A 22811-nucleotide genomic window follows, 5' to 3' on the forward strand; every position below is an offset into this window, starting at 1 on the left:
GCCGGTTGTGAGTCGCTCCCGCCTGAAGTCGGGAGCTTCCCCGCCACAATACGGGGGCGCCTGCGGCGCCGTATGAGAACACTGCCTCGCTTGACCTCGTCGTGAACGACGAGGCTTGCGCTTTGGCGCGTGGTCGAATGCCGGGGAGCAATGGGTGAATGATGCCGCCAGACATTCATCTTTGGAAGAGATAAAATTCAGATCAACTTAATCTGGTTATCTGATAATGCTGGACTCACTCAATCTGGATCAACTGCGCGTGTTCATGGCCATTGTCGAGCAAGGCAGCTTCTCGGCCGCGGCGCGCCATCTGCGCCGCGCCCAGTCGGCGGTGAGCAACGCCATCGTCAACCTAGAAGGCGCGCTTGGCGTCGCTCTGTTCGACCGCAGCGGTTGGAAGCCCGAGCTGACCGAGCATGGCCGCGCTTTGCTGGCCGATGCGCGTGCCGTGCTGGAGCGGGTGGACCAGCTCAAGTCCCGCGCCCGGGGGATGACGCAAGGCATGGAGACGGAGCTGTCCCTTGTCCTGGATGTGATGTTTCCCATGCAGAAGCTGGTGGATCTGGCTGCGCGGTTCCAGCGGACGTTTCCCGGCGTGGTGCTGCGCCTGTGTATCGATGCGCTTGGCGGGGTGCCTCAGCGAGTGCTCTTGGGGGAGTGCGACCTGGGCGTGCAAGGGTCGCTGCAGGAGATTGATCCGGAACTGGTTGGTCACAGGCTTCCCGAAATCGAGATGGCGCCCGTGGCAGCGCCGCGCCATGCCTTGTCGGCGCTGGATCGGATCACCGACGATCTGCTGCGCGGGCATACGCAGATCGTGCTGACCGACAGCAGCGCCCGCACCAAGGGATGTACGTTCGCCGTGTTCTCCGAGAACCAGACCCTGACCACCGACCTGGGCGCCAAGCGGGCCTTGCTGCATGCGGGGCTGGGCTGGGGCTTCATGCCGCGCAGCTTTGTCGAGGATGATCTGGGCGCAGGGAAATTGGTCGAGCTGGATCTGGCGGCATGCAATGCTGGTATCCGAAGCATGCCGTTGTTCGCCGTGCATCGGCGCAATGCTTCGCTCGGGCCGGCGGGGCAATGGGTGCTCGACACGCTGCTGGAGTCGATGGGCGGGGAGATCCAGCAATGAAAAGCATCCGTCTGCCTTCCACCGCTACGCTGATGGCTTTCGAATCCGCTGCGCGCCATCTGAATTTCCGACGTGCGGGCCAGGAACTGCATGTGACCCAGGGAGCCGTCAGCCAGCAGGTGCGGCTGCTGGAAGACCAGTTGGGAGTGGCCTTGTTTGCACGCGTCCGCCAGCGCGTGGTGCTGACCAGCGCAGGAGAGCGTTATCTGGTCGAGGTGCGGCGCATCTTGCGCGACCTGGGAGAAGTCACGAACCAGGCCATGGCCAGCGGCGACAAGGAAATTCTCAATCTGGCGTCGGTGCCCACCTTCGCCGTCAAGTGGCTGGTGCCGAAGCTGGAGACGTTTTTCCATGAGTATCCGAACGTGAACCTGAACCTGGTGTCGCGCAATGCGCCCTTCGATTTCGCCGCCGAACCGTTCGATGCCGCCATCCACTATGGCGAGGCGTCCTGGTCGGGGGCGGTCTGCGCTCATTTGATGGACGAGGACATGCTGCCGGTATGCAGCGCGCAGTACCGGACGCAATTGGGCCTGCATGAACCTTCGGATCTCGTCAGGGCGGTCTTGTTGCAGCAGTTCACGCGGCCTTCGGCGTGGCGGGACTGGTTCGAGCATATGGGGATAGCGCACGCCAATGCCTTCCAGGGGCCGCGCTTCGACAGTTTTCTCATGATTCTGGAGGCGGTTCAGTCGCATCTGGGAGCAGCGCTCCTGCCGAGGTTCCTGCTGCGGGAGGGGTTGGCGCAGGGCAGTCTGGTGCAGTTGTCCTCCCGGGTATTGCCTAGTTCGCGCGGTTATTACCTAGTGTGTCCGGAGGCCAAGCAGTATGCCTATGCAGTCTCCGCATTCCGTGGCTGGCTACTGGCGCGAATAATGTAGATGATTAGATTTACTATTTAATTGATCATAAAGTATCACTTTCTATATAGAGATAAGGACAGGATAATCTGGCTAGAGTTGTAGAAAAACTATTAAGGAGCCGGGGCCGATGTCATCCTTTCCCAATGATCGCCGCTGGAAAAAGCCGCTGACGCCTTTCGTCTTCAATCGCGACATCGATCGACCGTCGCCTGCCGATGTCGCCACACTGGCCCAGGCCGATGTCACCCAGATCAGCGATCTGGTCGGCCGCATGTATGTATGCCAGCCGCACCTGCGTTCGCTGGTTTCCCCTGCGGTGCCGCTTTGCGGTCCGGCATTCACGGTGAAGTGCCCGCCGGGCGACAACCTGGGCGTAATGGCCGCCTTTCGCGCCATCGAGCGCGGCGATGTACTGGTGGTGGATGGACAGGGCTTTACCCATTGGTGCATGGGCGGCTTCGAATTGCTGAAATACGCTTGCGAACAGCGCGGCATGGCGGGGCTTGTGGTTCATGGCGCGTGGCGCGATGTCGCCGAAGCGCAGGCAGCCGGGTTTCCGGTGTATGGCCTGGCCGTATCGCCGTATTCAGGCCCCAAGTTCGGGCCTGCGGAACTGAACGTGCCCGTAGGCTGCGCGGGCGTGATCGTCCAGCCGGGCGATGTGGTGTGCGCCAGCACGGAAGGCGTTGCCGTAGTGCCGCGCGGCAGCGTGCCGGCGGTCGCCCAAGCGGTGCGGAGCCGCAAGGGCGGGCATGGCATCGAGCATTTCCTGGATGAAATGGACGAGCACGTGGCTGCATGGCTGGAGGATGGAAAGTGAGCGCACTGCCACGGCAGCCCGAGCCGACGACGGAAGGGCTGACGCAGGCGCTGGCCCGTTTCGTGGCCGAATTGCCGCAGTGCGATGTCCCGCCGGCGGTGCGCCGGGAAACGCGGCGCGCCATGGCCGACTGCATTGGCGCAGGCCTGGCGGGGGCGCGGGCGGATGTCGCCCGCATTGCTGCGCAAGCTCGCGCCGGCGCCTCGGGAGCCTGCGCGCTCTGGGGGCGCGAGGAGCGCGCTTCGGCGGGCGATGCCGCGTTGATCAACGGCTGCGCAGCGCATGCGCATGCGCTGGACGATACGCATGAGTCCATGCGCGGGCATCCCTCCGTTCCCATCGTGCCGGCGATCCTGGCCTTGGGCGAAGAGATCAATGCGGATGGCGACAGTCTCGTCATGGCTTATATCGCAGGAGTCGAGGTCGGGGGAAGGTTGGGACGCAGCGTCAACGATCGGCATTCCCAGGTGGGATGGCACACCACGTGCACGCTGGGCGCGGTAGGCGCCGCGGCTGCCTGTGCTTATCTGTTGCGCCTGGACGAGACCCGCATCCGGCATGCCCTGGGCATCGCCAGTTCCATGGCGGGCGGGCTGCGGGTGAATTTCGGCACCATGACCAAGGCGCTGCATGCCGGGCTTGCGGCCCAGCACGGCGTGCTCGCCGCGCAATTGGCGGCGGGCGGCTTGACAGCCAGCCCTGTGTCCCTGGAGGGCCATGAAGGATTCCTGCAATTGTTCTGCGATGACGGTAGTCATGACGCCGCGCGTGCGCTGCAGTCGCTGGGCAAGTCTTTCGAGGTAACGGACCCGGGCATCGTCTACAAACGGTATCCGACCTGCTCACTGATGCATGCCTTGATCGACATGGTTCTGCAGGCCGGGGCAGCGGGTGTTCTGGGATCGGGCGAGGGAGTCGAGCTGCGCTGCGAGATCAGCAGGCGGCTCGATTCGGCCCGGGCCAGGGCCTGGCCGGCGACGGGACTGGATGCGAAGTTCCATGTGGAGTATTGCGTGGCGGTTGCCGCATACCGGGGAACGCAAGGCATCCAGGACTTCACCGATGACGCCGTGATGTGCCCGCAGGTGCGTGCATGGGCGGACAAGGTTTCTCTGTCGCAGGGAAAGAACTTTCCCGATGGCAATGGAGATTTCGCCGTGCTTACCGTCCTTCGCGATGGCGTCGAGATATTCCGGCAAAGCCAGGCCAAGCCTTTTGGGCATCCGAGCATGCCTTTGTCGGACACGCAGCATGAAGACAAATTCATGCGCCTTGCAACGACGGTTTTTCCCGGCGGGCGTGCCGCCGGGCTGTGGCGGCTGCTGAGCGCGCCGCAGTTGTGTTCCGCACGCACCCTGGCTGCCGCGCTGTCCGCGAGGTGAGTCCGATATTTGATTCTCTCTGACCTGAAGGAGCTCTACATGCCTGTCATTTCACGTCGTCAACTCTTGATTGGTGCTGCTGCTTCTTTGGCAGTGCCCTCCGCCCTGGTTCGCGCACAATCCAGGGACATGAGCATTATCGTGGCCTATCCGCCAGGCGGTTCGCTCGATGCCATGGCCCGCATGATTGCGCAGCATCTGGGCGAGAAGCGCGGCCATTCAGTCGTCGTGGACAACAAGCCCGGCTTTTCGGGAAATATCGGCGCGCAGTATGTCGCCAAGGCGCGTCCGGACGGCAATACGCTTTTGATGACGGCGCTGACTTCCTATGCCATCAATGCCCGCCTGATGGGTGAGAAGACCGGCTACGATCTGCTCAAGGGCTTCGAGCACGTGGCCATCGTCGGCTACCTGCCCAATGTGCTGATCGTGCCGGCCAGCCTGGGCGTGGACGATCTGAAGTCGTTCATCGATCTGATCAAGTCCAGGCCAGGCGAGCTCTCGTACGGTACGACGGGCAATGGATCGCTTGAGCATATCGCCGGCGAAATGTTCAAGCGCGCCACGGGCATCGATATCGAGCCTGTGCCCTACAAGGGATCCACGCCGGGGGTGACCGACCTGATCGGGGGCAGGATCCAGGCCATGTTCGTGAACACTTCCACGGCCATCAACAATCTTCAGGGCGGACGCATTCGGGTGATCGGCGTCGCCGGGCCCAACCGGGTGGCGGCGCTGCCCGATGTTCCCACACTGCGCGAGGCCGGCGTGGAAATGAGCAACGACGTGGTGTCCATCTTCGGCATCGCCGTTCCGGCCGGAACGCCGCAAGAGGTGGTGGAGCAGCTCAACAAAGACTTGAATGCGGCGCTGGACAACGATGACATCAAGGAGCGGTTCGGCGGCCTGGGGATCGAACTCGTGTCGGAAAGCGCGGCGTATGCCACGAAGCGCATCGAAGACGAGGTCGCGACCTGGAACAGAGTGCTCGACGAGACGGGCATCACCCTGCATGAGTGATGCGGCTGGGCATGCCGCCTGCATGATGATGGTGAATCCCGGGCAGGCATTTTGGGTAGGCCCGTCGGGAGGTCTGGTGTTCAAAACCCGTGTCGCAGCGCTTGTTCCTGGCGTTCGCGGGCCTGGCGCTCTTGCGTAGCCAGGCTGGCCAGTTCGCCCCATGTCCGCAGCCCCCGCGCCATGGCCCTGTGCAGGCAGACCAGCGTCAACTCGGCGGTAGCCATGGCGTCTGCCGTGGCGTGGTGGCGTCTGGCATTGTCCAGGCCCAGGCGTTCCAGCCAGTGGCCCAGGTCGCCGTGGCGCTTGTGCTCCGGAAACAGGGCGGGAGCGATCAGCGCCAGGTCCAGCACTTTCGGCAATTGCGCGGGATCCATGCCCAGCCATTGCCGGGCGGCCTTGTAAAGCATATGCTGGTCGAACCAGCCTTGCCAGGCGAGCCAGATGGCGCCCTGGCCGTGCTCCAGCAAATCCAGCAGCGCAGTGCGCGGGTCATGTCCCTGTTGCAGGTCGGCTGCTGTCAGTCCGTGGAACAATTGGCTGTCGCGCTGCAGCTCGGTATCGACATTGAATACGCGCTCGTACGTTTTGCCCAGCATGATATCCAGGCCATCGACGCGTATCGCGCCGGCGGACAGGATATGGTCGCGCTTGAGGTTCAGGCCGCTGGTTTCGAGGTCGAAGACCAGCAGGGATTGTTCAACCAGTAGCTGTTGGCCTGGCGCGGGAAATGGGGCAAGGCGGGAGAGCCGCTGCTCAATGGCGTTGGATGGTGCCTGTACTCCCCGCGGCGCCGGCGTGTCCATGGTTTCTGCGGATCGCAACCATCGCTGGAGTGTGTGGAGCATGGCGGATTCCTTTGCTAGAGCTGGTAGCGCAGTCGCAACGAGTCCTGCAGGTGTCGGGCCTGTTGCAGCGCCGAGCGCAGAATGCGCTGCTCCAGTGCGTTCAGGTCCGAAGGCCGGATAAGATTGTCCAGCGGCTTGCTGTCTTGTCGTTGGCGCTGGTGGTGGCGCAGACGCAACTGCTGCAGGTAATTGAAGGCCTCTACATAAGTCTGGGCACGGGCGGGCTCCAGGTGCCCGCGTTCGCCCAGTTGCAGTAGCCTCTGCACTGTGGAGGGGACGGTCAGGCCATGCGCCAGCGACAGCAGGCGCGCCGCGTCGACGAAGAGCGTCAGCGCCTGTTTTTTCAGATCGATCGTATTCTGTCCGAATCCCAGCGCCTGGCCCAGCATGTTCCGGATTCCGCCGACAGGCGGCTGATTCTCCAGCGCGGTCTTTGCCATCATGTGCTGGAACAGCGACGCGTTGGCCGCCAGTTCGACGGCATGCGCCTGCATCTGCGTGAACCCGCAGTCGGCGCCCCAGGCATGCCGCATGTCGAAAAAGATGGCGGCATTCAACAGGCTGTGGGGGGTGGGGCTCTGGAACATGCGGCTGAAAAATGCTCGCCACTGGAAGCCGGCCAGGCATAGGCGGGGATTTCCGGCCATGATGTCTCCGGGGCATAGTCTCAGTCCGCATTGGTCCAGCGCATGGTTGATGGCCTTGGCGAGCGGCAGCAGCAGCGCTTGCCGCTCCTGCGCCTGTGCGTCGTCGTCAGCTTCGAAGATCAGCCCATTGTCCTGGTCGGTCAATAGCGTCTGTTCGCCGCGCGCTTCGCTGCCGAAGGCGATCCAGCCGAAGGGAATGCCGGGGTCGCCATGGGTGTGCATCACCAGCTCGATGACGCGCGCGGTGGTCTGATCGTTGAGCTGGGTGACCAGGCGCAGCACCTGCTCGGCGCTGGCGCCGTGCGCCAGCATGCTGGCCACCAGTTTTGGGATGCCCTCGCGCAGCGATTGCAGGTATTCCAGCGAATCCGCCTGCCGGATGGCGCGTGCCAGATGGACGAGGTCCACTCTTTGAAGAGCGAACAGGTCGCGATCGGATATCACGCCGGTCAGGCGGCCGTCGTCGACGATGCAGACATGCGCGATATGGTGGCGGGTCATCTGCATGGCGGCGTCGAATGCCGTGTCCGCGGATTTCAGATGATAGGGGTTTGGCGTCATGACCTGGGCAATGGGAGCGTCCAGGTTGGCTTCGGGATTGACGACTACGCGCCGCAGGTCGCGCAGGGTAAAAATTCCCAATGGACGCCTGTCGGCGTCCACCACGGCGATACTGCCGGTGCGATGTTCGTTCATGAGCGCCACGGCGGCGCGCAGACTGGCATCCGGACCGCACACGATGGGTTCGCGCGCCACAAGCTCGCGCAGGGCCATGTCCAGCGAGTGATCGGCGCCCAGCGTGTGCGCGGCTGTCATGCGGATCTGCCGGCCCAGTTCGCCCAGCAGGCCGCTGACGCCGCGCAGGGCGAAGTCGCGGAATGCGTCGGACATTTGCAACAAGCGGATGAAGTCATCGGCCGGCAGCACCAGGCAGAACGTGTCCTGAGCTGCGGTGTAGACGGTGCGTGTGGGACGTTCGCCGACCATGGCGGCAAAGGGGAAGCCGTCGCCGGGCAGCAGTTCCAGATGCGTGTCGGGTTCGTCTTCGGTTCCCTTGCGTAGCCCCGCCACGCGGCCCTGCCGCACCAAATGCCAGTGGCTCACCCTGCCATCGGCGGGGCAGAGGATGGGGCTGCCCGATGGGTAGAAACGCAGCATGCAATGTTCGACCAGAAACATCACATGCGCAGGCTCCATCTGGTCGAAGGGCGGATATGCCTGCAGGAATGTGGAAATGCCTTGCAGATTCTGCGCAACGGCCAGCTTGGCCGATGCCTGCGCATCTTGCTTGCCCATGAGCCTGCCTCCCCGCGTCGTCCCCTGGCATGTCGCCGCGCCCCGGACGGCCGGAGCCGAAGGAAAAGAGTTATGAACTTTCCAGTTTCCTATCGAGTGAAAAGTAATGCAATACGACTTTTGTTTAATCGGGAAATCAAGGAGATGCGAGGACGTTTCCCTCTGAAATAATGCAGGTTCCCGTGCCATTGCTGGATGCACAAGAAATAACACAGTAGCACGATATAGATGGAAGCAAAGCAGACGCCATGCACTCGCAACCGTCCATCATGGCAGCGGGAAAACGTCCACAAAGGAGACATCCATGAGTGAAAGCAGCAACACCTACTGGTCCGCGACCTTGCGTTTGCTGGCCGGGATCCTGGTCATATGGTTCCTCGTTTCATATGCCGCCGGCATTCTGTTCGCCCCATGGCTGAACAGTGTGCAACTGGGCGGATATCCACTGGGCTTCTGGTTCGCGCAGCAAGGTTCCATCTACGTCTTCATCGTCCTGATCTTCTGGTACGCGGCGGCCATGGGCCGACTCGACCGTCGTTTCGACGTACACGAAGAATGACCGGAACCACGGAGACGACATCATGGAATTACAGACACTAACCTACCTGGTCGTGGGCGCCAGCTTTGCCATTTATCTTGGCATTGCCGCCTGGGCGCGCGCTGGCAGTACCAGTGAGTTCTACGTAGCCGGCGGCGGCGTGCACCCCGTCACCAATGGCATGGCGACTGCGGCGGACTGGATGTCCGCCGCTTCTTTCATTTCGATGGCGGGGATGATCTCCAACATGGGCTATGGCGGCTCGCTGTTCTTGATGGGGTGGACCGGCGGCTACGTGCTGCTGGCCATGCTGCTGGCGCCCTATCTGCGCAAGTTCGGCAAGTTCACCGTGCCGCAGTTCATCGGAGACCGCTACTATTCCAAGACGGCCAGCACCGTCGCGGTGGTCTGCCTTCTGGCTGCTTCCATCACCTATGTGATCGGCCAGATGACAGGCGTGGGCGTTGCATTCTCGCGCTTCCTGAACGTCAGCAGCGACACCGGCATCTACATCGGCATGGCCGTGGTGTTCGCCTATGCGGTGTTCGGCGGCATGAAAGGCATTACCTACACCCAGGTGGCGCAGTACATCGTGCTGATCATCGCCTACCTGGTGCCCGCGGTCTTCATTTCCCTGAACCTGACGGGAAATGCGCTGCCGCAGCTGGGGCTGGGCTCCAACATCAGCGGCACCGACATGGGACTGCTGCAGAAGCTCGACCTGGTGGTCAAGGACCTGGGCTTCGACCAGTACACGACGTCGGTGCCTGGCAGCACGCTGAACATGTTCATGTATACGCTGTCGCTGATGATCGGAACGGCCGGCCTGCCGCACGTCATCATCCGGTTCTTCACCGTGCCGCGCGTGGCCGATGCCCGCTATTCCGCAGGCTGGGCGCTGGTCTTCATCGCGCTGCTCTACACCACGGCGCCCGCCGTGGGCGCCATGGCCAAGCTGAACCTGCACGGCACCGTGAACTCGGCTGTCGGCCTGGGACAGGACGCCGCAGGCCATATGGTCGTGAATCCGGAGGTCATTACCGCCAATGCCGATCTGTATGCGCCCGAGGCCAGCCTGAACTATGCCGAGAGGCCCGACTGGATGAAGCGCTGGGAGACCACGGGTCTGCTGAAGTTCACCGACAAGAACGGCGACGGCCGCATCCAGTACTACAACGATAAGACCGCCAATCCCGAAGTGCAGAAACGCGTCCAGGAAGCCGGCTGGCAGGGCAACGAGCTGGAGGTGAATGCCGATATCATCGTTCTGGCCAATCCGGAAATCGCGCTGCTGCCCAATTGGGTGATCGCGCTGGTGGCCGCCGGCGGTATCGCTGCCGCGCTGTCGACAGCGGCAGGCCTGTTGCTGGCCATTTCGTCGGCGGTCTCGCACGATCTGATCAAGAACGTGGTCAACCCGGGAATTTCGGAGAAGAACGAGCTTCTGGCGGGCAAGCTGTCGATGGTCGCGGCCATCGTGTTGGCGGGTTATCTGGGGCTCAATCCTCCAGGCTTCGCCGCGGGGACGGTGGCGCTGGCTTTCGGTATCGCCGCCAGTTCGCTGTTCCCCGCCATCATGATGGGCATCTTCTCCACGCGGATGAGCAAGGAAGGGGCTGTCAGCGGCATGCTGGCCGGCCTGCTGATCACCTTGTTCTACGTGTTCGCGCACAAGGGCATCATGTTCATGAAGGGTACGGAGTATGTCGATCTGATCGGCGGTCCCAACTCCTTCTTCGGCATTACGCCTGAAGCCTTTGGCGCGGTGGGAGCCATGATCAACTTCGGCGTGGCGTTCCTGGTCAACAAGTTCTCCAAAGAGCCGCCGCATCATATCCAGGCGCTTGTCGAGAATGTGCGTGTGCCGCGCGGCGCCCAGGCTGTTCGGGGCGCACACTGAGTTCGGATGAAAAGGAGCCAACCATGATCGGTCTCGCCCCCTATGTGAACCTGGTCCTGACATGGATCCTGTTCCTGGCGCTGTTTCCCATCAGTTTCATCTGGATGCGCCGAAGCTGGCGCATCCTGGTGCGGCGCGATATGTCGGAAGTGGCGCTCAAGCGGGGCGAGCCGGCGCCACGGCCGCAGAAGTATGCCGCGGTCTGCGGCGTGCTCAATCTCCTGAGCGGCCTGGTGCTTCTGTATGTCATTGCCGGCGTAGCCTGGGGCAGTCTTGCCTACGACACCTGGACTGCGCTGGCCGGCATCACCATCTGGACCAAGCTGTGCCTGGATTTTGCCATCAGCAGGCAGGCGCACGGCTTTTCATCCGGGGCCAAGCGCTCTGCTTGAGCGGTGTCGATGCTCCCGGCGCCTGCCACAAGCAGGCGCCGGGATTTTTCTTTGCCAGGGGGCTTCCGCCGGTGATGGTCCCGGCAGTTGGGCGCGGATCAAAATTTCACGCATAATGCCGGGTTTGCATATGAGGCATCATGATCGACGAACGCAAACCCCTGGACGTCCTGGCCGTGTCGGCCATGATGGTGTTGTGCCTGATCTGGAGCCTGCAACAGATCCTGCTCAAGGCGACGGGGGCGTACATGGCGCCGATGTTGCAGTTGGGCGTGCGTTCCGGTGTTGCCGCCGTGCTGGTTATGCTGCTGGTGCTGGTACGCACAAGGCGCCTTGCGTTTTCGCCGGGAGCATGGAAGCCGGGTTTGCTTGCCGGGCTGCTGTTCGCCGGCGAATTCCTGCTGGTGGGGGAAAGCCTGCGCTTCACTTCCGCCGCGCATATGGTGGTGTTCCTGTACACCGCGCCCGTCTTTGCCGCATTGGGGCTGCATTTGCTGTTGCCGTCCGAGCGATTGGCCTTGGGGCAGTGGCTGGGCATCGGCCTTGCTGTATCGGGCATCGCCGTGACCTTCCTGGGGCCGGGAGCGCAGACGGGCGATATGAAGGCAATGCTGCTGGGCGATCTGCTGGCGCTGGGCGCGGGCGCCTTGTGGGGCCTGACTACCGTGGTGATACGCAGCACGCGCCTGTCGGCCATTCCGCCGTCCGAGGCCTTGTTGTATCAATTGGGTAGCGCCTTCGTGCTGCTCGTGGTCGCCGCTTTCTGGCTGGGGCAGACCCAGGTCCAGTGGACGGGCGCGCTGGCCTTGAGCCTCCTGTTTCAGTCGGTGGTCGTGGCGTTCCTGAGTTTTCTGATCTGGTTCTGGCTGTTGCAGCGCTACCAGGCTTCGCGCCTCGGTGTATTTTCTTTCGCCACGCCTGTATTCGGCGTGTTGCTGGGGGCCTGGCTGCTGAGCGAAGCCATTGAACCGCGCTTCCTGATGGGAGCGGCGCTGGTGCTGGCGGGGGTCATCCTGGTCAGCGCCTATGGATGGTTGTGCCAACTGCTAAGGCGCCGGCCCTGAAATGCGGGCTGGCCGGCGTGCATGCCAGGACGTGATGCGGACGCTGCGTCCGCATCGGATCACCACAGCCCCAGCACTTTCCACCACGTGCTTCCGACCACGCCGAAGAGAATCAGTTCCAGCACGCACATGATCAGGCCGACTTTCCACCATGTGCCCAGCGTGACGTAGCCGCTGCCGAAGATGATGGGCGAGGTGCCGGTGGCGTAGTGCGTCAGCGTCATCATGATGGCCGAGCCGGCGGCCATCATGAGCATGAACGGAACAATGTATTCACCGGGAATCAACTGGGCGCCGACCGTCAGGAATGCCAGCATCATGGCGCTGATGTGCGCCGTCGTGCTGGCGAACAGGTAGTGCGAGAAAACGAAGACCAGCAGAAGGATCAGGGCGATGGCTTCCCAGCCGATGCCGCTGGTGGCGATGGCGACCTTCATGCCTTCGGAGAACCACGTGATTACGCCCTGCTTGTTCAATTGCTCGGCCATCATGACCAGGGCGCCGAACCAGATGAGGGTGTCCCAGGCACTCTTTTCCGACAGCACGTCGTCCCAGTCTATGGTGCCGGTGATGATGAGGATGAACAGGCCCAGGAAGGCCACGACGGTGGGGTTCAGGGTGAAGGCTGGCCCGAATATCATGGCCGGCACGTTGGCCCACAGGAGCAGCAGCAGCGCGAATGTCCCCATCATCACCTTTTCCTTGGGAGACAGCGGCCCCATCTTGTGCAGTTCGGAGCGTGCGTATTCCACCGCGTTGGGCGTGGACTTCAGTTCCGGAGGCGAGATCAGGTAGATGACCAGCGGCATCAGCAGCAGGCAGGCCAGGCCGGGCAGCAGCATGTACAGGGCCCAGTTGATCCAGGATAGGTGCAGATCCATGTTTGTCGCCCGGGCCACATAGTCCACCACCAGGGGATTGGGTGCGGTCGCGGTCACGAACATGGCGGAGGTGATCGGGTTGGAATGGTAGTTCACCAAGGCGAGATAGGTGCCGACCTTGCCCTGGGTGCCTTTTTCCGGATCGGAATCGAAGGTACTGGCGATGGAGCGCATGACGGGATGGACGATGCCGCCGCCGCGCGCCGTATTGCTGGGGGTGAACGGCGCCAGCAGCAGTTCGCAGAAGGCAAGCCCGTAGCCGATCCCGATGGTCTTCTTGCCGAGCATGGATACGAACAGCAGGCCGATGCGGCTGCCCAGGCCAGTTTTCTTCAGGCCGCGGGAAATGAGGATGGAAGCCACGATGAGCCAGATCAGCGGGTTGGAGAAGCTGCTCAGCGCATCGGCGATGGCGCCGCCGGACGAGGTGGCGGTGACTTGCGACAGCGAGATGATCACGATGGCCATCATGGCCATGACGCCGATGGGCATGACCTTGAGGATGATCGCCAGGATGGTCGTCAGGAAGATGGCGACCAGGCCCCATGCCTTCGGGGTCAGTCCTTCCGGTGTGGGCAGGAGCAGCAGCGTGAACAGCGCCACGGTGGCGATGATGGCGGGAACCAGGCGAAACGGCACGGCCTCGTTGAAATACTGGAATGTCGCTTTGATCCGTTCAAGCATGCGTGGATACTCCGGAAGTGATTGCCGTCTCTGCCGGTCGTGAAACAGGAAGCCCCGGCGCGGAATAAAGTAAAGATGATCGTCGCGTCAGGTGAGTGGTGACATCGCCTGCAGCACATGTAAGTTTATGCAGATTATCCTTGCTTAAGGAGTGGTTTTTAAGGGATTACCCTGATATCCATGTCGTTTCTTGAGCGATATCAAATTTCCGCAGGAATTTTGTTGCGTGCCGGGTGAGGCGAGCAATCAGGGATTCAGGAGCCGACCAGGATCAGGCTTTCCGCTTCACGCGAAAACTCCAGGGCATAGGCAAGTTCTCCGCGAGTCTGCGCATGCAGGAACAGCATCGGCTGGTCTTTCGCGATTTCGTCGCCCAGCCGGACTTGCAGGTGCACGCCCGCCGCGGGGCTTTCCGGTGCGCCGGCGAGCTTGGCGAGGCGCGATAGCTTGCGGTTGTCGATATGCACCACTCGGCCCGAGTGCGGGGCGAGGATCGGTTCGATGAATGCCGCCCGGGGCGGTTCGCGCAGCCCTCCCTGGGCATTGCAGATGCGCTGGAACTTGTCCCAGGCGCCGCCGCTGGCGATGGTGTCCAGCGCCAGGCGCGTGCCGTCTCCGGCGGCTGCGGCGCCGCCCAGCTCGAGCACGGCGCCGGCGACCAGGACGGCGCGGTCGAGCAGATCCTGAGGCGCGCCCGGGTCGTGCTTGAGCACCGCCAGCACGTCCATGGCTTCCAGTGCCGGCCCGATGCCCCGGCCGACGGGCTGGGTGCCGTCGGTGAACAGGCAGCGCAAGGCAAGGCCGAAATGGGCGGCGGTCTCGGACAGCCGTTGCGCAAGCAGATGGGCGGCGTCGTGGCTGCGCACCTTGGCTGTGGGGCCGACGGGAATGTCGATGACGGCGTGCGTCGCGCCGGCGGCGATTTTCTTGGACAGGACCGAGGCGATCAGCTGCCCTTCGGTATCGATGTCCAGCTCGCGCTCCACGCGCACGAACAGGTCGTCGGCCGGGCTCAGCGCCATCGTGCCTCCCCATGCCAGGCAGCCGCCCTCGGTCTCGACCACGCGGCGCATCGTGTCCAGGTCCAGGTTCACGGGAGCCAGTGTTTCCATGGTGTCGGCGGTTCCGGCCGGGGATGTGATGGCGCGCGAAGAGGTCTTGGGCATGACCAGGCCGTTGGCGGCGGCGATGGCGACCACCAGCGGCGTGGTGCGGTTGCCGGGCAGGCCGCCGACGCAGTGCTTGTCGACCACGACCGGCGCGTCCCAGCTCAGGCGCTCACCGACGTCTATCATGGCCCGGGTCAGGTGTACGGTTTCCTCGGTATCCAGCGGCAGGGCGGCCGTGGCTGTCAGGAATGCGGAGAGGGCGACATCCGTGTAGCGGCCGGCGACCACGTCGCGGACGATGGCGTCCAGGTCCTGCGCGCTCAGGCGCTGGCCATGGATGCGCCTGCGGATCCCGGCGAGCGAGCGCAGGATGGGCGCGTGCCTGACCTGCACCTGGGCACCCTCCTGGATGTCCAGGGCATGCCAGGCCGCCTCCGACAGGGCGACCTGGCCGGGGCTGAGGAGGTCGCTGTCGATCTGGTAGAGCAGGGCCTGCACCTGGCGTTCGCCGGCGATGACGAGCACCTGCGATCTCGGGGAAAGCCCTTCGGAGTGGCAGACGTGGCAGTCGGTGCGCATCACGGCGATGGGCTGGTGCTGCGCGTGCAGCCGCATGCGGACGGCGCGCAAGGTGGGGGGAGGGGAGATGCGGGCATTCATAGAGGGAACGCCTGGTTCTGCTGCGGGATGGCGGCCGGCCAGCCCAGTTCCCGTTGAATGCGCTCGCGCAGCGCTTCCGAGGCGGAGTCTTCTCCATGCACGATGAATACGCGCCTCGGCGGCCGCCGAAATCCCGAAAGCCAGCGCATCAGCTCGTCGCTGTCGGCATGGGCCGACAGCATGGGAAGCTCAGCGACTTCGGCATTGACGGGAACCCATTGGCCGTGGATCTTCGTTTCGCGTTCGCCTTCTAGCAGTTTGCGCCCGCGGGTGCCGTCGGACTGGTAGCCCGAAAAGAGCAGGGTGTTGCGATGATCGGGCGCGAAGGCCGCGATGTGATGCAGCACGCGGCCTCCGGTGGCCATGCCGCTGGCCGACAGGATAACCTTCGGATAGCGGTTGGCGGACAGGGCCTTGGATTCCTCCACGCTGCGCACATAGGTGACGGCGCGGCAGGCTGCCTCGTATTCCGCTGGCGTCAGCTTGTGCTCGTCCGAATGGCGATACAGCAGCTTGGTGGCGCTGGTCGCCATGGGGCTGTCGAGGTAGACCGGCACATTGTTCAGGCCGCCGCGCTGGCGCAGCCGCCAGAGGTAGTAGATCAGGGTCTGGGCGCGGCCGACGGCGAAAGCGGGGATCACGACCGTGCCGCCGCGCTGCACGGTGCGCTCGATCACCTGACCTAGCGCGTCGACTGGATTGTCGTCGGCGTGCGTGCGGTCGCCATAGGTGGATTCGATGACGATGTAGTCTGCGTCCGGTACATCTTCCGGAGCATACATGACAGGGTCGCCGTAGCGGCCGAGATCGCCGGAGAACACGATGCGTTTTCCGCCGATGTCGATCTGCGCGGTGGCGGCGCCGAGAATGTGTCCGGCCCGGCGCAGCGTCAGCCTGGCGCCTCCGGGCAGGCGCGTTTCCTGGTGCAGGGGAACGTCGACGAATTCCGCCAGCACGCGCTCCGCATCGATGACACGGTACAGGGGCAGCGCCGGCTTGTGTTTCGACGTGCCTTTGCGGTTGGCGTATTCCGCATCCTTTTCCTGCAGCCAGGCGCTGTCGAGCAGAATGAGCTCGGCGACGTCGTAGGTGGCGGGAGTGGCGTGGATCTTGCCTTTGAAGCCTTCCAGCAGCAGCCGGGGCAGATAGCCGCAGTGATCGAGGTGGGCATGGGTCAGCACGACGGCATTGATGCTTTCCGGCGCCACGGACAGGCGCTGCCAGTTGAGTTCGCGCAGGTTCTTCAGGCCCTGGAACAGGCCGCAGTCCACGAGAATCCGGGTGTCGTCATGGGTCAGCAGATGCTTGGAGCCGGTGACGGTGCCGGCGCCTCCGAGGCTGGTGAATGAAAGCATATTGTCCTTCTTGTGGCAATGCGGGCGTGAATGAATGTCGTGTCGCGTGTCAGTTTCCCGTGTTCAGCAGTGGGCGGGATCTCCGGTCCCGTTCACTGCGCGCAGGCGAGGTTCGTCCAGGACGGTGTCGCGCGCCCAACCGGCGACGGCCGCTGCGGCATCGACGGCGTGCGCCCAGGTGCAGCGGTTGGCGAACAGCATGCCGGCCACGTCCAGCGTGCCTCCGCGATTGATGTAGCCGAGCGCGCGCGTCCTGGACGGACCGTCGTCGATGCGCCGCAGTGTGCCCAGCATGGGCTCCGGCCGGGTATGGCTGAGAATGACGCGCGGCAGGCCGGGCGGGAACAGCGCGCGCACGGTGTCATCGCCGTCCACGAAACCGGCCTCCATCTCGTCGCGGGGAAGACGCAGCCTGCCTGGCTCCATGATCACGGTAACGCAGGAAGCTTGTCCGAGCCGGGCAAGATGAGCATGCGCTTTCAGCGCTTCTTCCAGCTGATAGCTGCCGATGGCGACGAATTGCACGCATGCGTCGGCAGGGTCCCCGGCAATGTGCGCAGCGCCTTTTTCCGCCAGCGCCTGGGCGGCATGCGCATCGAAGCGCTGGGTCACGTCGCGCTTGGACACCACGATGCAGGCCAGCGCTCCCCGGCTGGCGTAGATATCGCGCAGCGCGGCGATCGCCGTATTGCCGTCGACGGGAAACAATACTCGCGACGTGTCCGACATTTCGCCCAGCAGCGCTTCTCCGATGGTCGGATCCTGGTGCGACTGCTCGTTCTTGGCGTTTTCCCAGGTGTGCGAGGTGACGATCAGCGGTATCGGCAGCCATCCGGGCGGCTGGCCGATCTCCTTCTGCCGGCGGGCGAAGATGATCTCCTGGCGCATCATGCCGAGCATCTTCACGGCAAAGGCCTCATAGCTGACGATGAGGTTCAGGCCGCCTTTGTTGCCCAGCGCCGCGCCCGCCACGGCCTCCTCGTTGAGCGCGGTGATCACGGCGCCGTGCATGTCTTCGGGAACGCCGGGCTCCGGCTCATTGACGCGGTGCTTCAGCAGGGCCAGCGTGCCGCCCATTTTGTTGCTTGCGAGTTCGTCCGGATTGCCGATGCGTACGCGCAATCCCGGGTTGGCCCGGACCAGGGAAACGAACCAGCGGTCGAGGGCGGCCATGGCGCTGCCGGAGTCGCCGATGCGTTCCCATGCAGGCGCCGGCAGGGCGGGAGCCCTGGGCCGGCGATGGGCCATCGGATGGCCGCTTTCCAGTTTGCGGTCCTGCTGCGCATGATTGGAGAGTGCGAGCAGGGCTTCGTCCAGCTCGGGTTCCGGTACGAACAGATCCAGGGCGCTGGCGTTGAAGGCTGCGCGCGCGGCGGCATCCGTGCGCGGATTGCCCGGCAGCGGCAGGTTGTGCGCGGCATTGGTGCCTGCGCCGGGAAAGCCGAAGCCCTTTTCCGTTTCCGCGATGATGTAGGGCAGGCGCGCCGGGTAGCGCTTGTGCGGGTCGGCAGCAAAGGCGCGCAGCGCGTCTTCGGATGCGATGATGGCGCAGGCGATGGCGGCCGGATCGCGGCCGTCGACGATCATGGGATCGAAGCCGTTGTGGCGCAGGTCTTCGGCCAGCCACGGCGCGCCGCCTTCCTGGACGATCTGGGTGCGCTGTTCGATGCGGCGGCCGTTGAGGATCATCAGGGGAATGGCGAATCCGCTGTCCTCGGCCCGCCACCAGCGCGTGGCCCAGTCGGAGCCGCGCTGTTCTTCGAATGCGCCGTCGCTGAGAAAGGCGACCAGGGATTCTTCCGGCAGCGGCATGTGCACATACTGGAGGCCGGCGAACCCCAGATAGCCGCCTTCGGACACCGCGCCGGCAGTATTCGGGCCTGCATGGCTTCCCACCGGTACGGCGGGATGGCCCCTGGCGTCGATGGCATAGGAATAGAAATCACCGATCAGGCGCGAAAGTCCTTCTTCGCTGCGATCGTATCGCCCGCGCTGTGCCGGCGATACGTCGCCGGTGAGGGCGTTGACGGCTTCGATAGCGGCGACGCAATGGCCCTGGCCCATCAGCCAGCCGCGCGTCGTGCCAGTCAGCGCATTGGCGAGCAGGTAGCCGACAAAGGCGGGCACCATGTTGAGAGAGCCTCCGGTATGGCCCTCGGGCGAAGGCTTGAAGTCATGCGCGTCCAGCGGCCGCCCCGACAAATCGATGCGCTGGGCGTAGGTCATGTGCGCCACGACGTTCATTGCCACGCAGCTCAGCCGGTCCGCCGCCGCGAACAGGCGATAGGCGGCGTGCGTGTCCGCGGCCCTGCCGTCGGCAACTAGGCGTTCGATCAGCGGTGCAACGCGTTCCACCGTTTCTTTCCTGTGCCGGATCGGGCCGTGTCCGGCAAGCCATAGGGCCTGGTGGCTGGAATTGCTCATGCGGGTATCTTCTCTTTGTCTGCGTTGTTGACGGGTCCTGGCCGCGCATCGCGCAGCTTGCGCGTCAACGTGTCGGCGAACAGACCGGCCAACGGGATGCGATTGCTGGGATGGGCGACGCTGTCGGTGGATGCGATGCGCGAGAACAATGGCTCCAGCGTGTCCCAGGCGCCGTCCGCAAACAGCGCGTGCACGATGACGCACTCGGGCTTGCGCATATGCTGCTCCGCCAGCTTGCGGGCGGCCATGGCGAGCGTTGTGCCCGATGAGGCGATATCGTCCACCAGGACGGGCGTGTGCGCCTGCCATGCGGAAAGATCGGGCGCGGAGATTTCCACGCTGCGGTCGCCATGGCGGGTTTTGCGCAGGACCGCATGAGGGGCTCCGATGCGGGCGGCGATGCTACCCGCCCATTGCTCGCTTTCTTCGTCGGGTCCGATGATCAGCGGTCTTTCGACATGGGCTCGGATCCAGTCGGCAAGCAATGGGCTTGACTGCAGGGTCGCGGTGGGGATGGTGTACAGCGACGACAGCGAGGGGTGGCGATGCAGGTGCGGATCGGCCGTCAGCAGGCTGTCGAATATGGACGATACCAGCCGGGCGAACGATAGCGACGTGATCCCCTCGCCATCGTGGAAGCGCTTGTCCTGGCGCATATAGCAAAGGTAGGGGGCGATGAGATTGACTTCCGCCGCGCCGAGGCTGCGGGCGGCATCGGCGGCAAATGCCAGCCGCAGGAACTGGTCGTCGGGCCGGGACAGCGTGCAGACCAGGTCGACGGCCTTGCCCGATGGATCCGCATGCAGTCGGACATAGCTTTCTCCGTCGGGAAACCGGCGGGCCTCCAGCCGGCCGAGTTCCGCGCCGCAGTGGCCGGCGAGCGCCGACGCAAACGTTTCATTGCCGGGCAGGGGGAGGATCAGTCGCTGCATATCGGTCGTTCCTGCAGTTGCTGGAAAGCGTCTATGCCTCCAGCTTAGACGGTGGAACGCCGGCGATCAAGGATATTTGTCAAGAACAGGCCTGCCATGGCGAATAGGTCATGGCAGGCCGTTGGCGCAGAGGATGTGCGCATATTGCTGCGTGCATGTCGCTGGCCAGGACAGGGCGAGGCCTGCGGCTCCGGGCGGTCCTATACGTGCTCTGCCGTGATGGACCGCGTTTCGCCTGTCTCCACCAATGTGCGGGTAGCGTCCGCCGAGCCGTAGATCCACAGGATCTTCATTGGCTCGGTATCCGACATGTTGCGGAAACGGTGCGGCACGCCGGCCGGGATGAATGTCGCGTCGTGGGGCTTGAGGTGATATTCCTCTCCATCAATGTCGAACAGCGCTTCTCCGGATAGCAGCACGACGCTCTCTTCGCAGTTGTGGTAGTGGAACGGAATCTTCGCTCCGCCTCCGAACTCGGTGTAGCCCGAGATGAATGCGCTGGCTCCCAGTGTCTTGCTGACGAGCGGAGTAGTGGAAGCTCCGCCTCCGCGGTCGTAGCGCTTGAGGGTTTCGGGCTTGAGCAAAGCGGCTGATGATGGCGTGATGATTGTCATGGGTCGCTCGTATGCGTTGGATTGCCGGTTATTCGGGCTGGATGCCATTGTCCAGGAGAAGCCGCCGATAGAGTTCCAGGTTGTCTTTCGTCGCCTGGGCGAGCTCGTCGGGGGTCGTGCCGCGGGGCGTCATGCCGATGACGGAAAGTTGCGAAACGACCTCCTTGTCCTCCAGGGCCTGGCGCGCCGCGCGGCTCAGTTTTTCGGCGATCTCCGGACTCGTGCCTGCGGGAGCCACGATCAGGAACCAGGAGTTGAATGCAAAGCCCGGCAGGCCGCTTTCGTTGACGGTGGGGGTGTCGGGGAATTGTGGAAGACGCTCGGGGGTCGTCACGGCCAGGAGCCGCAGTTTTTCCGACTGGATCAGGCCTATCGCGGTGGCGATGCCCTGGAATCCCGCCTGGACTTCTCCCGCGGCGACAGCGACCGCTGCCGGGGTGGCGCCTTTGTAGGGGACATGCATCATCTTGATGCCGGCCTTGCTGGCGAACAGCGCCATTGCAATGTGCTGGGGACTGCCGTTGCCGCCGGAGCTGTACATCAGGCTTCCGGGTTTTGCCTTTGCTTCCTTGATCAGATCGGCGGCCGTCCTGATTTTCGAGGCTGCGGGAACGATCAGGCCCCATTCCACGGTGCCGACCAGGGATACGGACGTGAAATCCTTGATGGGGTCCCACGGCATCTCTTTGTGGAGATGGGGCACCATCGTCAGGATGCTGTCGTTGAATCCGCCGATCGTGTAGCCATCGGGCTCTGCCTTGGCGACCCGTTCCGCGCCGATGATGCCGGATGCGCCGGGCTGGTTCTCGATGACGATGGACTGCCCCAGTGTCTGGGACATGTGCTGCGTGACGACGCGGGCCGCCTTGTCCACCGCGCTTCCTGCCGCCAAGGGAACAATCATCCGGATGGCTTTGTCCGGATAAGCCGTCTGCCCCAGTGCGGATGTCGCGGAAAAGCATGCGATTCCAAGCATCGCCATGCGCAATACAAGTTGTCTGATGGAATGCTTCATGGACTGTTGTCTCCTTTGTCTTTGTTATTGGCAGCCGGTCGATGCGTCTATCGGGTGTCTTCGACTCCCCGGAGAGGCTCGACCTTCAGTTCGTCCGCCAGAATGGAAAGCTCGCGGACGACGCCGCCGGAAATGGGAATGCCGCTGCGTTGATATTCAAGGCGCCGCGCGTGGCTTTGCTCCCCGGGCAGCCAGATGCGTTCCGTGCCGGGAAGCTTTTCGCTGTTGCGGATGTCCTGAATGAGGCTGTCGATTTCGGCGGCGAACAGGGCGGGATCGCCGAATGCCGCGAGATCGATGGCCAGGATGGCCTGGCCGGTATTTGTCGGTGTCGTGTGATCCTTGTTGAAATCGACGACATCCCGCCCCATGGCGGCGCCATGCAGCCTGCCGGCGAGGATGCCGACCATGAGCGCCAGGCCATAGCCCTTATGGCCGCCGATCGGCAGCAGGAATCCTTCGTCCGCCCGGTTGGGATCGAGCAGGGGGCGGCCCTGGCGGTCGATCATCCAGCCTTCTGGCATCATTTCCCCGCGTTTTGCCTTGGCTTTCACCTTGCCGTAGGCTGCGACCGTAGTGGCCATGTCCAGCACGATGGGGGCTTCCTTGCCCGCAGGGACGCCGATCGCGATGGGATTGGTCGACAAGAGCATCTCGGCTCCGCCCCAGGGGGGCAGGTGGTTCGCATTCCCGACCGCAAAGTAGACGCCTATCATGCCGTGTTTGATCGGCATGCCGGCGTACAGGGATGCCGGGCCCGCGTGGTTGCTGCGGCGCGTGCCGACCCAGGCCACTCCCGTCTGGCGGGCCTTTTCAATGGCAAGCTCCGCGGCATATGAAACGGCCAGATGGCCCATGGCGTTGTCGCCGTCGACCACGGCCATTGCCGCCCGCTCCCGCACGACTTTGATATCGGGTTTCGTATTGATGCCGCCGGCGCGGATCCGCTTCACATACTGAGGCAGCCGGATGACGCCGTGCCCGTCCGATCCCTGCAGGTCCGCCCGCGCCATCAGGGTGGCGACCTTGTCGGCATCGTCGCCGGGAAGGCCTGCCTGGACCAGGATGTTCCGGATGAAGCATTTCAGCTCTTCGAATGAGACCAATGCCGAATTGTTATTTCTTGTCTTCATTGAACACCTGCATGTCTACGCTTGCGTCAAGTCTACTCAAGAGGATTGGGTGTGACCAATGCTATATTTGCCTGCAGGCATATCAAAATGATATGGATTGGA

The 22811-nt window shown here is 63.5% G+C and carries 19 protein-coding genes; 9 read left to right on the forward strand and 10 right to left on the reverse strand.

From position 1 onward, the window contains the following. Positions 1–226: 226 nt before the first annotated feature. The 5 genes from EV686_RS14460 to EV686_RS14480 all read left to right on the forward strand — a co-directional run bounded on the left by EV686_RS14460 (position 227) and on the right by EV686_RS14480 (position 5220). Complete coding sequence (locus EV686_RS14460; protein WP_132477668.1) at positions 227–1135, forward strand: LysR family transcriptional regulator; 909 nt, start codon at positions 227–229, stop codon at positions 1133–1135. Further along, entirely contained in the window at positions 1132–2016 is an 885-nt protein-coding gene (gene gcvA / locus EV686_RS14465; RefSeq protein ID WP_132477669.1) for a transcriptional regulator GcvA, read from the forward strand. Before EV686_RS14460 ends, gcvA begins: the two co-directional genes overlap by 4 nt. A 109-nt stretch (positions 2017–2125) precedes the next feature. Continuing rightward, positions 2126–2818 (forward strand): RraA family protein, encoded by a 693-nt coding sequence (locus EV686_RS14470; RefSeq protein ID WP_132477670.1) that lies wholly within the window; start codon positions 2126–2128, stop codon positions 2816–2818. After that, on the forward strand, positions 2815–4200 hold the full coding sequence (locus EV686_RS14475; protein ID WP_165972630.1) for an MmgE/PrpD family protein: 1386 nt from the start codon (positions 2815–2817) through the stop codon (positions 4198–4200). Before EV686_RS14470 ends, EV686_RS14475 begins: the two co-directional genes overlap by 4 nt. A 129-nt stretch (positions 4201–4329) precedes the next feature. Beyond that, the gene (locus EV686_RS14480; RefSeq protein ID WP_243650899.1) at positions 4330–5220 is read left to right on the forward strand and encodes a Bug family tripartite tricarboxylate transporter substrate binding protein; all 891 of its coding nucleotides are present in this window, start codon (positions 4330–4332) and stop codon (positions 5218–5220) included. 80 nt (positions 5221–5300) lie between these two features. Here the strand turns inward: EV686_RS14480 and EV686_RS14485 are convergent, their stop codons facing one another. Together EV686_RS14485 and EV686_RS14490 are read right to left on the reverse strand one after the other, a co-directional pair. Further along, a complete protein-coding gene (locus EV686_RS14485; protein WP_132477673.1) occupies positions 5301–6065 on the reverse strand; it encodes a 3'-5' exonuclease in 765 nt (254 codons plus the stop codon). 14 nt (positions 6066–6079) lie between these two features. After that, positions 6080–8008 (reverse strand): DUF294 nucleotidyltransferase-like domain-containing protein, encoded by a 1929-nt coding sequence (locus tag EV686_RS14490; protein WP_132477674.1) that lies wholly within the window; start codon positions 8006–8008, stop codon positions 6080–6082. Positions 8009–8312: 304 nt separating this feature from the next. Here EV686_RS14490 and EV686_RS14495 point away from each other — a divergent pair, with 304 nt between their 5' ends. The 4 genes from EV686_RS14495 (at position 8313) to EV686_RS14510 (ending at position 11902) form a co-directional block, all read left to right on the forward strand. Beyond that, positions 8313–8567, forward strand: a complete 255-nt coding sequence (locus EV686_RS14495) for a DUF4212 domain-containing protein (protein ID WP_132477675.1) — start codon at positions 8313–8315, stop codon at positions 8565–8567. Between the two features lie 22 nt (positions 8568–8589). Further along, complete coding sequence (locus EV686_RS14500; protein ID WP_132477676.1) at positions 8590–10446, forward strand: sodium:solute symporter family protein; 1857 nt, start codon at positions 8590–8592, stop codon at positions 10444–10446. A 23-nt stretch (positions 10447–10469) separates the two neighbouring features. Further along, a complete protein-coding gene (locus tag EV686_RS14505; RefSeq protein ID WP_132477677.1) occupies positions 10470–10838 on the forward strand; it encodes a hypothetical protein in 369 nt (122 codons plus the stop codon). Positions 10839–10981: 143 nt separating this feature from the next. After that, entirely contained in the window at positions 10982–11902 is a 921-nt protein-coding gene (locus EV686_RS14510; protein ID WP_165972634.1) for a DMT family transporter, read from the forward strand. Between the two features lie 59 nt (positions 11903–11961). On the opposite strand, the gene EV686_RS14515 is transcribed toward EV686_RS14510, so the two are convergent. The 8 genes from EV686_RS14515 to EV686_RS14550 form a co-directional block, all read right to left on the reverse strand. Continuing rightward, positions 11962–13467, reverse strand: a complete 1506-nt coding sequence (locus tag EV686_RS14515) for a DASS family sodium-coupled anion symporter (RefSeq protein ID WP_132477679.1) — start codon at positions 13465–13467, stop codon at positions 11962–11964. A 254-nt stretch (positions 13468–13721) separates the two neighbouring features. Next, positions 13722–15236, reverse strand: a complete 1515-nt coding sequence (locus EV686_RS14520; protein WP_132477680.1) for a thymidine phosphorylase family protein — start codon at positions 15234–15236, stop codon at positions 13722–13724. Beyond that, positions 15233–16591, reverse strand: coding sequence for an MBL fold metallo-hydrolase RNA specificity domain-containing protein (locus tag EV686_RS14525; protein WP_132477681.1), 1359 nt, complete (start codon positions 16589–16591; stop codon positions 15233–15235). The genes EV686_RS14520 and EV686_RS14525 overlap by 4 nt, the downstream gene beginning before the upstream one ends. Before the next feature lie 63 nt (positions 16592–16654). Next, positions 16655–19015, reverse strand: a complete 2361-nt coding sequence (locus EV686_RS14530) for a phosphoketolase family protein (RefSeq protein ID WP_132477682.1) — start codon at positions 19013–19015, stop codon at positions 16655–16657. Further along, a complete protein-coding gene (locus tag EV686_RS14535) occupies positions 19012–19947 on the reverse strand; it encodes a ribose-phosphate pyrophosphokinase (RefSeq protein WP_132477683.1) in 936 nt (311 codons plus the stop codon). The genes EV686_RS14530 and EV686_RS14535 overlap by 4 nt, the downstream gene beginning before the upstream one ends. 200 nt (positions 19948–20147) lie before the next feature. Continuing rightward, positions 20148–20561, reverse strand: a complete 414-nt coding sequence (locus tag EV686_RS14540) for a cupin domain-containing protein (RefSeq protein WP_132477684.1) — start codon at positions 20559–20561, stop codon at positions 20148–20150. A 28-nt stretch (positions 20562–20589) separates the two neighbouring features. After that, the gene (locus EV686_RS14545) at positions 20590–21576 is read right to left on the reverse strand and encodes a Bug family tripartite tricarboxylate transporter substrate binding protein (RefSeq protein WP_243650900.1); all 987 of its coding nucleotides are present in this window, start codon (positions 21574–21576) and stop codon (positions 20590–20592) included. 47 nt (positions 21577–21623) lie between these two features. Next, positions 21624–22709: an Ldh family oxidoreductase gene (locus EV686_RS14550; protein WP_132477685.1), complete on the reverse strand. Its 1086-nt coding sequence runs from the start codon at positions 22707–22709 to the stop codon at positions 21624–21626. Positions 22710–22811 lie beyond the last annotated feature (102 nt).

This window comes from Paracandidimonas soli (assembly GCF_004342005.1).
GTDB lineage: Bacteria > Pseudomonadota > Gammaproteobacteria > Burkholderiales > Burkholderiaceae_B > Paracandidimonas > Paracandidimonas soli.